Annotated in this window: 13 protein-coding genes; 12 read left to right on the top strand and 1 reads right to left on the bottom strand. The window is 68.3% G+C overall.

The genetic code is table 11. From position 1 onward, the window contains the following. Window positions 1–51: 51 nt before the first annotated feature. The 7 genes from deoC to D472_RS0118155 all read left to right on the top strand — a co-directional run bounded on the left by deoC (window position 52) and on the right by D472_RS0118155 (window position 6,951). Entirely contained in the window at window positions 52–999 is a 948-nt protein-coding gene (gene deoC, locus D472_RS0118185) for a deoxyribose-phosphate aldolase (RefSeq protein WP_017605902.1), read from the top strand. Between the two features lie 2 nt (window positions 1,000–1,001). After that, the gene (locus tag D472_RS0118180; protein WP_017605901.1) at window positions 1,002–2,432 is read left to right on the top strand and encodes an aldehyde dehydrogenase family protein; all 1,431 of its coding nucleotides are present in this window, start codon (window positions 1,002–1,004) and stop codon (window positions 2,430–2,432) included. Continuing rightward, the gene (locus D472_RS0118175) at window positions 2,425–3,375 is read left to right on the top strand and encodes an aldehyde dehydrogenase family protein (protein ID WP_017605900.1); all 951 of its coding nucleotides are present in this window, start codon (window positions 2,425–2,427) and stop codon (window positions 3,373–3,375) included. Before D472_RS0118180 ends, D472_RS0118175 begins: the two co-directional genes overlap by 8 nt. A 65-nt stretch (window positions 3,376–3,440) precedes the next feature. Further along, window positions 3,441–4,076 (top strand): GNAT family N-acetyltransferase, encoded by a 636-nt coding sequence (locus D472_RS0118170; RefSeq protein ID WP_017605899.1) that lies wholly within the window; start codon window positions 3,441–3,443, stop codon window positions 4,074–4,076. Next, a complete protein-coding gene (locus D472_RS26870) occupies window positions 4,073–4,444 on the top strand; it encodes a GNAT family N-acetyltransferase (protein WP_051046026.1) in 372 nt (123 codons plus the stop codon). Before D472_RS0118170 ends, D472_RS26870 begins: the two co-directional genes overlap by 4 nt. Continuing rightward, entirely contained in the window at window positions 4,441–5,238 is a 798-nt protein-coding gene (locus D472_RS0118160; RefSeq protein ID WP_017605897.1) for a purine-nucleoside phosphorylase, read from the top strand. The genes D472_RS26870 and D472_RS0118160 overlap by 4 nt, the downstream gene beginning before the upstream one ends. A 33-nt stretch (window positions 5,239–5,271) precedes the next feature. Further along, a complete protein-coding gene (locus tag D472_RS0118155; protein WP_017605896.1) occupies window positions 5,272–6,951 on the top strand; it encodes a phospho-sugar mutase in 1,680 nt (559 codons plus the stop codon). Between the two features lie 12 nt (window positions 6,952–6,963). Here the strand turns inward: D472_RS0118155 and D472_RS0118150 are convergent, their stop codons facing one another. Then, window positions 6,964–7,458 carry an Lrp/AsnC family transcriptional regulator gene (locus D472_RS0118150; RefSeq protein WP_017605895.1) on the bottom strand — a complete coding sequence of 165 codons (495 nt, stop codon included), beginning with the start codon at window positions 7,456–7,458 and terminating at the stop codon, window positions 6,964–6,966. Window positions 7,459–8,170: 712 nt separating this feature from the next. On the opposite strand from D472_RS0118150, the gene D472_RS0118145 reads away from it, so the two are divergent. The 5 genes from D472_RS0118145 (at window position 8,171) to D472_RS0118125 (ending at window position 12,872) form a co-directional block, all read left to right on the top strand. Further along, entirely contained in the window at window positions 8,171–9,208 is a 1,038-nt protein-coding gene (locus tag D472_RS0118145) for a thiamine pyrophosphate-dependent dehydrogenase E1 component subunit alpha (RefSeq protein ID WP_026117830.1), read from the top strand. Next, entirely contained in the window at window positions 9,205–10,224 is a 1,020-nt protein-coding gene (locus tag D472_RS0118140) for an alpha-ketoacid dehydrogenase subunit beta (RefSeq protein ID WP_017605893.1), read from the top strand. Before D472_RS0118145 ends, D472_RS0118140 begins: the two co-directional genes overlap by 4 nt. A 5-nt stretch (window positions 10,225–10,229) precedes the next feature. Beyond that, window positions 10,230–10,571, top strand: a complete 342-nt coding sequence (locus tag D472_RS0118135) for a biotin/lipoyl-containing protein (RefSeq protein ID WP_017605892.1) — start codon at window positions 10,230–10,232, stop codon at window positions 10,569–10,571. Between the two features lie 172 nt (window positions 10,572–10,743). Continuing rightward, on the top strand, window positions 10,744–11,445 hold the full coding sequence (locus D472_RS0118130; protein WP_017605891.1) for an alpha/beta fold hydrolase: 702 nt from the start codon (window positions 10,744–10,746) through the stop codon (window positions 11,443–11,445). Window positions 11,446–11,816: 371 nt separating this feature from the next. Beyond that, window positions 11,817–12,872 (top strand): BMP family lipoprotein, encoded by a 1,056-nt coding sequence (locus D472_RS0118125; RefSeq protein ID WP_017605890.1) that lies wholly within the window; start codon window positions 11,817–11,819, stop codon window positions 12,870–12,872. Window positions 12,873–12,985: the final 113 nt, after the last annotated feature.

The following is a 12,985-nucleotide window of genomic DNA, read 5'->3' as shown; positions in this document are numbered from 1 at the left end:
GTTCTCCGCCGGTCGGCGGCCGGCGGCCACCGCGAACCGACGAAGCTGTAGGTGCCCGTGCCACACACCGCGACCGCGCCCGAGGCGACCACGAACCACGCACTCCGGGCCTACCTGCACGGCCTGCCCGGTGTCGACGAGGTCGGCGCCCGAGCCCGGGCCCAGGACCTGTCCACCCGATCCATCAAGACCACCGCCAAGGCGGCCGCCATCGACCTGGCGATCTCCATGGTGGACCTGACCACCCTCGAAGGCGCCGATACCCCCGGCAAGGTCCGGTCCCTGTGCGCCAAGGCCGCCCTGCCCGATCCGATGGATCGCACCGTACCCAAGGTCGGTGCCGTGTGCGTCTACCCGGACATGGTCGCCGTCGCCGTGGAGGCGCTGCGCGGTACCGGCATCGGCGTGGCCTCGGTGGCCACGGCCTTTCCCGCCGGCCGCGCTCCCATGGAGGTCAAGCTCGCCGACACCAGACGGGCCGTGGCCGACGGTGCGAGCGAGATCGACATGGTCATCGACCGTGGCGCGTTCCTGTCCGGTGACTACCTGAAGGTGTACGAGGAGATCGTCGCGGTCAAGGAGGCCTGCGGTGACGCCCACCTGAAGGTCATCCTGGAGACCGGCGAGCTGGTCACCTACGACAACGTGCGCCGCGCCTCGTATCTGGCGATGCGGGCCGGGGGCGACTTCATCAAGACCTCCACCGGCAAGGTGTCCCCGGCGGCCACGCTGCCGGTCACGCTCATCATGCTGGAGGCGGTGCGAGACCACCACGCCACCACCGGCCGCCGCATCGGCGTCAAACCCGCGGGCGGCATCCGCACCACCAAGGACGCCATCCGCAACCTGGTCCTGGTCAACGAAACCGCCGGGCCGGAGTGGCTCACCCCGGATCTGTTCCGGATCGGTGCTTCCAGCCTGCTCAACGACCTGCTCATGCAACGCACCAGGTTGACCACCGGTACCTACCCGGGCCCCGACTACTACACGCAGGACTAGCCGTGACCTTCGACTACGCACCCGCACCGGAGTCCCGCTCCGTCATCAGCCTGCGCCAGACCTACGACCTGTTCGTCGACGGCGAGTTCACCCCGGCCCGAAGCGGGGAGTACCTCACCAGCCTCAACCCCGCCGACGAGCAGGAACTCGCCCGGGTGGCCGTGGCCGGCGAGGCCGACGTCGATCGTGCCATCGCCGCCGCCCGCCGTGCCCAGGAGACCGTGTGGGGCCGCATGAGCGGCGCCGAACGCGGCAAGTACCTGTTCCGCCTCGCCCGGATCATCCAGGAACGCTCACGCGAGCTCGCCGTCCTGGAGACCCTGGACAACGGCAAACCCATCAAGGAGACGCGCGACGTCGACGTGCCGCTGGTCGCCGCGCACTTCTTCTACTACGCGGGCTGGGCGGACAAACTCGCCCACGCCGGATTCGGTCCGAACCCGCGACCGCTGGGCGTGGCCGCTCAGGTCATCCCGTGGAACTTCCCGCTGCTGATGCTGGCGTGGAAGGTCGCTCCGGCCCTGGCCACCGGCAACACCGTGGTCCTCAAACCCGCCGAGACCACCCCGCTGACCGCCCTGGTCTTCGCCGAGATCTGCCAGGAGGCGGACCTGCCCCCGGGCGTGGTCAACATCCTCACCGGGGCGGGGGAGACCGGGCGGGCCCTGGTCGAGCACTCGGGCGCCGACAAGGTGGCCTTCACCGGCTCCACCGAGGTGGGCCGACGGATCGCCCGCGCCGTGGCCGGCACCGACAAACGCCTCACCCTGGAACTGGGCGGCAAGGGCGCCAACATCGTCTACGACGACGCCGCCCTCGACCAGGCCGTGGAAGGCGTGGTCTCCGGCATCTTCTTCAACCAGGGCCACGTGTGCTGCGCGGGTTCACGCCTGCTACTCCAGGAATCCATCGCCGAAGAGTTCCTGCCCCGGCTCAAGGCACGTATCGAGAAGCTGCGTCTGGGCGACCCGCTGGACAAGAACACCGACATCGGTGCGATCAACTCCGCCGCCCAACTGGAACGCGTGCGTGAACTCACCGCCACCGCGGACGAGGAGGGCGTGGAACGCTGGTCCGCGGCGTGCGAGTTGCCCGAGACCGGCTACTGGTTCGCGCCCACCGTCCTGACCGGAGTCAGTCAGGCCCACCGGGTGGCTCGCGAGGAGATCTTCGGTCCCGTGCTGTCGGTGCTGACCTTCCGCACGCCCGAGGAGGCCGTGGCCAAGGCCAACAACACCCCTTACGGACTGTCCGCCGGGGTGTGGACCGAGAAGGGCTCACGGATGCTCTGGACCGCCGAGCGCCTACGGGCCGGCGTGGTCTGGTCCAACACGTTCAACAAGTTCGACCCGACCAGCCCCTTCGGCGGCTACAAGGAGTCGGGATACGGCCGCGAGGGCGGGCGACACGGTTTGGAGGCCTACCTTGGCTGAGCGGCGCGAGAACAAGAAGAGCAAGGGTACGTCCGAGAAGGGTGCCAAGACCAAGGCGGGTACGGCCCCGGACCGACTGCGCGTTCTCAAGACCTACAAGCTCTACATGGGCGGGGCCTTCCCCCGCTCGGAGTCCGGCAGGAGCTACCCCGTGACCGCAGCGGACGGCACCCACCTGGCCAACGCCTCGCTGGCCTCTCGCAAGGACGCCCGTGACGCCGTCGCCATGGCCCGCAAGGCCTTCGGTGGCTGGTCCGGACGCACCGCCTACAACCGAGGCCAGATCCTCTACCGGATCGCCGAGGTCATGGAGGGACGCCGCGCCCAATTCGTCGACCAGTTGGTCGCCGCCCAGGGGACGGACCGTGCCGAGGCCGGCCGGATCGTGTCCGCGGCCGTGGACCGCTGGGTCTACTACGCGGGATGGACCGACAAGTTCGCCCAGGTCATCGGGGGAGCCAACCCCGTGGCCGGGCCGTACTACAACCACTCGGCGCCCGAGCCCACCGGTGTGGTCGTGGTGCTGGCCCCCCGGCACGCGCCGCTGCTCGGCCTGACCTCGGTGCTGGCCCCGGTCATCGCCACCGGCAACGTCGCCGTGGTGGTCGCCTCCGAGTCCGTACCCTTGCCCGCCATCGATCTGTCCGAGGTGCTCGCCACCTCCGACGTGCCCGGCGGTGTGGTCAACGTCCTCACCGGCAAGGTGGGTGAACTCGGTCCGCACCTGGCCGCGCACGCCGACGTCAACGCCCTGGACCTGACCGGGGCCGGCGACCTGGCCGTCGAATTCGAGGAGAGCGCGGCCACCACCCTCACCCGGGTGTCGCGTCCCGGCCCCGAGGCCGAGGGCGGCGAGGAGGCCTGGCTCGACACCGACCCTGGTACCTCCCGGATGACACCCTTCCTGGAGACCAAGACGGTTTGGCATCCGGTGGGGATGTAAGACTGACGATCCGGCCCGCCCGAGCCCGGGGCGGGCTGCATCCCACAGTCGACTGGAGGATGAAGGTGCCGGCGAACACCCCCGAACAGGCTGAGACCCCCGCGCTCGAACATCGGAGCGTGCCCGGACTGCGCCTGGTCCGACTGGACCGCAACACCCCCCAGGTAGAACTGCTGCGCGAGGTCGTCTCTTGTCACCGAGTCGTCCCCGACCAGCGACGCTTCGTCGACGAGGCGGTGCACACCCTGCCGCGCGCCGACGCCGACCCCGACCGTTTCCCCTACGCCATCGTGCTCAACGAAGGTGACCTGACCGACCGTGCTCGCGCCTTGGACGCCTGCGCCGGGTTCGGCATCATCGACCGGGTGGGCCATCTGCGTGAGCTGGTCGACGCTCCGGAGACCGCCGTCCTGCTGCGCGCCTTCTACGTCACCCCCGAACACCAGGGACGCGGCATCGGCCGTGCTTCGTGCAGCGCCCCACTGATCGACCTGCTCGTCGCCCAGGTCGCGCCCCAGGCCCAGCACCTCATCCTGTGCCTCGACGACGGCAACGACCAGGGGGAGCGCACCTACCGTGCGGCCGGGTTCACCCCCACCGGCCGTCGCCATGACGCCGGTGAGCGTGGGTGGCAGAGTGTGTTCTCCCGCCCGCTGAACACCGGTTCGCACCCGGTTCCTCGACTCCCGGAGCCGCGTTGAGCATCACCGTTGGCGAGGGTCCCGGCCTGTGCCGGATTCGGCGTCCTGGACCGGAACGTGTCGTCCTACCGCGCGTCTACCACGTCACACCACGATGGCGGGGCCGAGGGATCGGCCACGCCTGGTGTTCCTCGCCTTTGCTGGACCGACCGGTCGCCGAGGTCGCACCGCACGTCGACCGGATCGTGTCGTGCGTCGATCAGGGCGACCTGCCCGCCCGGCGCGTCCACCGGACCGCCGGCTTCGCCTTCACCGGAACCACCATTCCCGGGAGCGCGGGCCCTCAAGACGTGATGGTGCACCCCTTGGCCACCACGAACCCATTTCGCGCCGCGCACGCGGCACCGACGAACGGAGAACCGCAGTGACCCGCACACCCCAGGAGAACGCGACGCAGGCCGCAGCCGAACTACGCGAACGCACCGGCGTGGACCGCTACGACGTGGCCCTGGTCCTGGGCTCGGGCTGGGCCCCCGCCGCCGACCTGCTGGGCGAGGTCGAGAACGAACTGCCCTCGGCCGAATTGACCGGCTTCTTGGCCCCGGCCGTGGCCGGCCACAGCGGTACCATCCGCTCCATCGCCGCCGGTGACCGTAACATCCTCACGTTCGTGGGTCGCACCCACCTGTACGAGGGACACGGTACCGACCCCGTCGTGCACGGCGTTCGCACGGCCGTGGCCGCCGGTGCCGAGATCGTCGTGCTCACCAACGCCGCGGGCGGCATCAACGCGGACTATTCCGTCGGTTCCCCGGTGCTCATCGCCGACCACATCAACATGACCGCGAAGTCGCCGTTGACCGGTGCCACCTTCGTGGACCTGTCCCAGACCTACAGCCCCGAGCTGCGGAGCATCGCCCGCGAAGTCGCCCCCGACCTGGCCGAGGGTGTCTACGCGGCCATGCCCGGCCCGCAGTACGAGACCCCGGCCGAGATCCGAATGCTCCGTGCCGTGGGCGCCGACCTGGTCGGCATGTCCACGGTCTTGGAGGCCATCGCCGCACGTGAGGCGGGCGCTCGTGTGCTGGGCATGTCCTTGGTCACCAACATCGCCGCCGGTCTGCAGGACGCCGGCCTCGACCATGAGGAGGTCTTGGCCGCCGGCCGCGACTCCGCCCAGACCGTCGGTCGCCTGCTCGCCGACATCGTCGCGAAGTTCTGAACTCGGGCTCGGCCCTGAACGAAAGGTAGATCGATGACCGACACCGAACTCCTCGCGATGGCCCGGGACTGGCACGCCCAGGACCCGGACCCCCTCACTCGGGACGAACTGTCCGCCCTGATCACTCGGGCACAGGAGGGCGATGAGGCCGCCATCGCCGACCTGCGCGACAGGTTCTCCACGAAGTTGGAGTTCGGCACCGCCGGCCTGCGCGGCGCGTTGGGGGCCGGGCCCAACCGAATGAACCGTGTCGTGGTCATGCGAGCGGCGGCGGGTATCGCCTCCTGGCTCGGAGCGGGGGGTGGGCACGTGGTGATCGGCTATGACGCCCGGCACCGTTCGGTGGACTTCGCCCACGACAGCGCCGCCGTCCTCACCGGAGCCGGACACCGGGTCTGCTTGCTCCCCGAGCCGTTGCCCACGCCGGTACTGGCCCACACCCTGCGCGACCTGGGCGCGGACGCGGGGATCGTGGTGACCNGCCCCCCCAGCCACAATCCACCCCAGGACAACGGCTACAAGGTGTACGTCGGTGGCCAGGGTGACGACGCCGGCAGTCAGATCGTCTCTCCGGTGGACACCGAGATCTCCGCCGCCATCGACGCCGTCGGTCCGGTGGGAGATCTACCACTGGGACGGGACTGGACCGTGTTGGGGCCCCAAGCCCTGGACCGCTACCTGAGCGCCGTCACCGCCTTGCCGCTGGGCACCGACCGGGACCTGTCGGTGGTCTACACGCCCATGCACGGTGTGGGTGGCCGGGTACTGATGGAGGCCACGGAGCGGGCCGGGTTCGCCCGTCCCACGGTGGTCGCCGAGCAGTTCGATCCCGACCCGGACTTTCCCACGGTGGACTTTCCCAATCCGGAGGAGCCCGGGGCCATGGACCTGGCCCTGGCACTGGGGGAGCGTGAGGGCGCCGACCTCATCGTGGCCAACGACCCCGACGCCGACCGTTTGGCCTTGGCGGTGCCCGGACATGGGATGCTCACCGGCAACGAGGTGGGCGGGCTGCTCGCCCAGTACGTCCTCGACCACACCAGTGGGGACGGCAGGGTGGTGGCGACCTCCATCGTCTCCTCCAGCCTGCTCGGTGAGATCGCCCGGGCCAGGGGAGTGCACTACGAGGAGACCCTGACCGGCTTCAAGTGGCTGGCCCGCGCGGGGGCCCCGGGTCAGAGTCGGGTGTTCTCCTACGAGGAGGCACTGGGTTACTGCGTCGGCGGTGACGAGGGACGACCGGTCGCCGACAAGGATGGGATCGGTGCCGCGTTGACGGCGATGGCGCTGGCCGCGACCGCCAAACGGCAGGGCCGCACGCTGCTCGACCTGCTCGATGACCAGGCCCGGGAGTATGGCCTGTACCTGAGCGACCAACTGTCGGTTCGGGTGGAGGACCTGACGGAGATCTCCGCGGCGATGCGGCGGCTGCGCGCCGAACCGCCCGCCGCGTTCGGACCGCTGAAGGTGGCCCGGGTCGTGGATTTCGTCGACGGACACCAAGGGCTGCCACCGACCGACGCTCTGCGCTTCGAGCTGGAGGGCGGTCTGCGGGGCCGGGTCACGCTTCGCCCCTCGGGGACCGAGCCCAAGCTGAAGGCCTACGCCGAGGTGGTGTCGGGGGCCGGGGGCGATGTCGCGGCCATCCGCGCGCAGGGCTCACGGGTGTTGTCCGAGCTGATGGCAGCTGTCGCCGACGTGGTCAGGGGATGAGGCGCAAAAGGGTCATTCTCCTCCGTTCGAGGGCTCCACGACGGGACGATGGACGACCTCGTCGATAACGGTGAGGGTCTGGGTGGACGTCACTCCGGGCAGTGCCTGGAGTCGGGTCAGGATCAGGTCGCGTAGCTGGTTGGTGTTGGCGACGCGGACCAGCAGGACGATGTCGGCGGAACCGACCACGTACCAGCAGTACTCGATCTCCGGGTAGGAGGAGAGGATCTCCCGGTTGGCCCGCCAGTCGGGCTGGCTGCCGGAGATGAGTACGAGCGCGGTGACGCCCAGACCCATCTTGGAGTGGTCGGTCACCACGGAGTAGCCGCGGATGACGCCTTCGTCGGTCAATCGCTTGATCCGGTTGTAGGCCGTGGCGCGGGATACGTTGGCCAGCGCGGCGATCTCCGTTATGCCGGTTCGAGCGTCCTTGGCGAGAGCGCTCAGGATGGTCTGGTCGGTCGAGTCCGGCCGCCGGCCGTTCCTGCGCTGGTCGCCCATGGCCATGTGCGTGCTCCTCATGTGCTCTTGTCGTGGTGCCCGGCTCCTCACTGTCTTCCTTGACAGGAAGCTAAGGAAATACCAGGTGAACGTTGTTCTCGTCTATCGAAATCTCAGTCGGCGAGATGCGGTGCGCACGTCCGGGCGGTCAGTGGTGTGAGGGGGTAGGGGGTCGGGGGATGCGCGCGGTGACCTCTTGTGCGAACCGCCAAGCAAGAGCGTGGCGGAGAAGTTCCGACTGTACTCATGGTTGACGCTCGAGATGAGTCGTGGGTTTCCCCGACTGACCGGTAACTACACCGAAGCAGGTGATTCCGATCAGAAATTCTCGTTCAAAGGGCCATTTCGGGCCTGTTCGTCGTATCTGTAGGGACATACAACGACTCCTGTAGGCGGGGTTTCGAAGGTATGCGCCCGCCGCCGTCCGTGCACCCTTTGTGTTCGGATCGCAACACCTTGGTGTCCCTTCCTTGGTGTGCTAGGGCGAGTTGATGGTGATTCGTGATGTTTGGCGCTGTGTGTCGTTTTCATTGGCCTGGAGTGGTCGATACTAGACACATACGAAGCATGCGGCTCTATATGTTCGCTTGTGTCTCGACTGTTCGCGCATATCTAGCGGAACTGTCCAGTTGTGCGGAGAATCTAGGCAAGACCGTGACCACCCCGAGCCCGGTGGCGCGCCACCGCGCGCCCAAGGCCACGTTGGGAGCCGCTCGCCATGCCATCCCCAGAGTCGACGGGGCAGGGCACCATCTCCGTGGAGCACCTGTCACCCGAACTCACTCGCGGGTTCTACCGCGACATGCGCACCGCGCGTGATCTGGACACCGAGGCCATCGCCCTGCAACGCCAAGGCGTCTTTCCCGCCTACGTCTCCGTCCGAGGCCAGGAGGCCGCGCAGGTCGGTGGAGCCGCCGCACTCGACCCCACCCGTGACTTCGTCTTTCCCACCTACCGGGAGATGGCCGCCGCCCTGACCTACGGTGTCGAGATGGTCGGTTACATGGCCACCCACCGCGCCCTGTGGCACGGCGGTCTCTACGACGTCATGGACTCGCGCTTCGGTGCCATCAACGCCGTGGTCGGAGGTCCGGTCCCGCACGCCGTGGGCTGGGCGGTCGGCGAAAGACTCCGCGGCGGTGACGGGGTGGCCATGGCCTACTTCGGTGACGGTGCCAGCTCCGAGGGCGACGTCCACGAGGCCATGAACTTCGCCGGGGTCTTCACGGCGCCGGTCGTCTTCTTCTGCCAGAACAACCAGTGGGCCCTGTCGGTGCCCAACCACCACCAGGTCGCCGGTGGCTCCATCGCCGCGCGTGCCCAGGGCTATGGCCTGCCCGGCGTACTCGTGGACGGTAACGACGTCGGCGCTGTTCACACGGCCACGGCCGAGGCCGTGCGGCGTGCCCGAGAAGGCGGCGGCCCCACCGTCATCGAGGCACTGACCTACCGCGTCGAACCCCACTCCACCTCCGACGACCCCGGTCGTTACCGCAACGAGGCCGAGGCCGACCAGTGGCGTGAGCGCGACCCCCTCCTCCTGTTGCGCACCGCCATGCTGGAGGCCGGGCACGCCGACGAGTCGTACCTGGCCAGGGTCGACGCCGAAGCCGCACGCCGGGCCGAGGAGATCCGCGATGGTGTCGCGAACGCTCCCGAACCCGATGGTTCCGAGCTGTTCACCCACGTGTTCCGGGAGACCACCGAAGAGCTGACCCGGCAGTACCGCACCTGGAAGGAAGAGGTCGAGCCGTGACCGAGCTGATCGAGCGCGCCGCCCCGGCCACCGAGGGCGAGACGGTGGAATTGTCCATGCAACAAGCGATCAACAGGGCCTTGCGCGTCCTGCTCACCGAGGACCCCGAGGTCTTGGTCTTCGGCGAGGACGTCGGAACCCTCGGCGGGGTCTTCCGCGTCACCGACGGCCTACAGAAGGAATTCGGTGAACAGCGCGTCTTCGACACGCCGCTGGCCGAGTCCGCCATCATGGGCATGGCGGTCGGTCTGGCCATGAACGGATGGCGGCCCGTCCCCGAGCTCCAGTTCGACGGATTCGCCTACCCCGCCATCGACCAGATCGTGAACCAGGTGGCGCGCATGAACTACCGCACCCGTGGCGCCGCACCCATGCCCATCACCCTGCGCCTGCCCTCCTTCGGCGGTATCCAAGCCCCCGAACACCACGGGGAGAGCCTGGAAGCGCTCTTCGCGCACACCCCTGGACTGAAGGTGGTCGCACCCTCCGACCCCTCCGAGGCCTACAGCCTGCTGTTGCAGTCGGTGCGCTCCGACGACCCGGTCGTGTACATGGAGCCCAAGGCCCGCTACTGGGATAGGCGGCCGGTGCGGTTGAGTGAACCCACCGACCCCATCGGCGCCAGCCGTATCGTCCGCTCCGGCCGTCACGGCACCCTCATCGCTTGGGGCGCCATGGTGCACAAGTGCCTTCAGGTCGCCGAATTGGCCGCCGAGGATGGTGTGGAGCTGGAGGTACTGGATCTGCGTTGGCTCAAGCCCATCGATGCCGCGGGGCTGGCCGCCTCGGTCTCGCGCACCAAACGCGCCGTGGTCGTCCACGAGGCCCCGCTCACCGCCGGGCTCGGCGCAGAGGTCGCCACCTTGATCACGGAGAGCTGCTTTCGGGACCTGGCCGCGCCGGTGCAGCGGGTCACCGGCTTCGACGTCCCCTACCCGGCCGGCCCCTTGGAACCCCAGTACCTGCCGACGATCGACCGCGTGCTCCTCGCGGTCCAGCGAACCCTGGAGTATTAGCCCACATGGCCCAAGAGAACATCACCTTCACCCTTCCCGACCTCGGTGAGGGGCTGGTCGAGGCGACGGTCCTGGAGTGGCAGGTGGCGGTGGGGGACACCATCGGCCGAAACGATCCACTGGTCGAAGTGGAGACCACCAAGTCCGCCGTGGTCATCCCCTCTCCCAAGGCCGGGCGTGTGGTGGAGCTGCACGCGCGGGAGGAGCAGGTCGTCCCCGTGGGTGACCCGCTGGTGACCTTCGCCGTGGAGGTGGAGGACGCTCCCCAGGCGGGCATCGTCGGCAAGGTGCCCACCGAGGAGGCCGCACCACGGCGCCGAGTGCGCCTCAAGCCACCGACGGATTAACGAAGATTCCACCCTCGGCGGAGGTCTGTTCGGATGCGAGTACGAGTAGAGCGCCCCCTCCGGGCGATCTGTTCATAGAAACATCTGAATAGGCCTCCGCTTGTTTTGTGTAAATGCTCCAGCTGTGAAAGGTGCGGAAAGCATGACTGCGAATCTCACCAAAGACGTGACAATGCGCTATGCGGATTTGGCTCCGCAGACCTCGAGTGGGGCCGTGCCCGTGCTTCTGTTGCACGGTTTCGGGAGCACCTTCGACATGAATTGGGGCGCGGCGGGGTGGCCCCGTGTCCTGGAGACCGCCGGACGGCGGGTGATCGGCCCGGATCTGCGTGGACACGGCTCCAGTGACAAGCCCACCGAAAGCGAGCTCTACCTGCCCGAACACTTCGTGAGCGACCTGGTGGCACTACTCGATGAGCTCGGGGTGGAGAGCGTCGACGTCGTCGGCTATTCCATGGGCGCACGCCTGGCCTGGGCCTTGGCGCTGGCCGCCCCCGCTCGGGTGCGCCGCCTGGTATTGGGCGGTTTCGGGCCCACCGATCTCTTGGCCGGAGTGGGCGAGTCGACCCCGGGGGAGGGGGACGGTCCCTTCGACCAGGTCTTCAACACCGTGGCGGCGCTGCCCGGCAACGACCCCGAGGCGCTCGCGGCCTGCGCGCGGGGCCAGGCCGCCCGTCCCTTCACCCGCACACCCCACCCCGCGGGGATTCCGACGTTGCTGGTCGCGGGCGCCAAGGACGCCCTGGCCGCGGGTGCCGAGGGTCTGGCGGCCGACTGTGGCGGAACCTTCGTGGAGATCCCCGGGCGAGACCACGTCAACGCCGTCTCCTCCCGGATCTTCAAGCAGGTCGTGCTGGACTTCCTGCAGGACTGAATCTCCTGGCTTCGAGTGGCCTGGCAAGGCGAAAGAAGGTCCGGTGCGAATGGGACAGGCCGGTCTAGACCGGCTGGATCAAACGTGTGATGTCACTTTGGGTGAAGGGCGAAGTGCTATCGGTCGCATCCCCTTGTTCTTCCTGGGAAGAGGGGGTGAAAACGAGTTAAAAGTCGATCGGTTGCCTCGATGGAGTGTGCTCTTGGTAACTTTGGAGTAAGTCCCTGCGTCACTTGGCTCTCGCCTTCATAACAACTCCGGCCGTTGGTCGGATGTACTTTCCACCACGGGATATTGTCCGGCAGCAGAACTCAGGCCGGTCCCGCGCGGAATGCGGCACCGCTGAGAGGGCGAAGGGGAGAGTTACCCAAGTGAAGCGCAGCAACGCAGCCAAGTTCGCCGCCGTCGCCGCGGCGGGCATGCTGGCACTGACCGCGTGCGACAACGCGGCCGAAGAGGGCGACAACGGCGGTGCCGGGGGAGAGGACGAGGCTTCCGAGTTGAGCGTGGGCCTGGCCTACGACGTCGGTGGCCGCGGTGACCGCTCCTTCAACGACGCCGCCTTCCGAGGGCTGGAGCGGGCCGCCGAGGAACTGGGCGTGCAGACCCAGGACTTCGAGCCCTCCGACGGCGAGCCGGATTCCGCCAAGGAAGACCGTCTGGCCACCATGGCCGAGGAGGGCTACGACGTCGTCATCGCCGTCGGGTTCGCCTACGACGGCGCCGTCCAGGCGGTCGCGCCCGAGTACCCGGACGTCCACTTCGCGATCGTGGACTCCGAGATCGAGGGCATCGACAACGTGACCAGCCTGGTCTACGCCGAGGAGCAGGCCTCCTTCCTGGCCGGTGCCGCAGCGGCGCTGACCACCGAGGAGGACCACGTCGGATTCATCGGTGGCGTGGAGACCCCGCTGATCCACAAGTTCGAGGCCGGATTCACCGCCGGCGCCGAACACGTGAACGAGGACGTCAACGTCGAGATCGACTACCTGAGCCAGCCGCCGGACATGAGCGGTTTCAGCGACCCGGCCCGTGGCCGTGAGGTCGCCCAGGCCCAGTACGACCGTGGCGCCGACGTCATCTACCACGCCGCCGGCGCCTCCGGCAACGGTGTCCTGGAGTCCGCCGTGGAGAACGACTTCACCTTCATCGGTGTGGACAGCGACCAGTACGAGAACGCCGACGAAGCGCAGAAGCCGTACGTGCTGACCTCCGCCATCAAGCAGGTGGACGTCTCGGTCTTCGAGCTCATCAACAACGCTCTGGAAGGCGACGTCGAGGGCGGCATCCAGCGCTTCGACCTCAGCGAGGGCGGTGTGGACTACACCACCTCCAACACGGAGGCGATCGCTCCCATCCAGGACGAGCTGGATGAGCTCAAGGAGCAGATCATCGCCGGTGACATCGAGGTTCCCACCCAGCCGTAACGGGCACGGGGCACACACCGGAGCGGGCACCGGGCCCGCGCCCTGACCCATGGGTCATGAGGAATGGAGCCGAAGGGGGCGCATCGTCCCCCTTCGGCTCCGCCCGGTAGCCG

This window comes from Nocardiopsis alkaliphila YIM 80379 (genome assembly GCF_000341005.1).
GTDB classification, from domain to species: domain Bacteria; phylum Actinomycetota; class Actinomycetes; order Streptosporangiales; family Streptosporangiaceae; genus Nocardiopsis; species Nocardiopsis alkaliphila.
Note: the sequence above shows the minus strand (reverse complement) of the source record. Positions and strands in the feature narration are given on the sequence as shown.

Excerpts from the sequence above, each read along its gene's own strand:
- D472_RS0118150 (WP_017605895.1), bottom strand. The coding sequence starts at position 7,458 with ATGGCCATGGGCGACCAGCGCAGGAACGGCCGGCGGCCGGACTCGACC.
- D472_RS0118145 (WP_026117830.1), top strand. The coding sequence starts at position 8,171 with ATGCCATCCCCAGAGTCGACGGGGCAGGGCACCATCTCCGTGGAGCAC.
- D472_RS0118135 (WP_017605892.1), top strand. The coding sequence starts at position 10,230 with ATGGCCCAAGAGAACATCACCTTCACCCTTCCCGACCTCGGTGAGGGG.
- D472_RS0118130 (WP_017605891.1), top strand. The coding sequence starts at position 10,744 with ATGCGCTATGCGGATTTGGCTCCGCAGACCTCGAGTGGGGCCGTGCCC.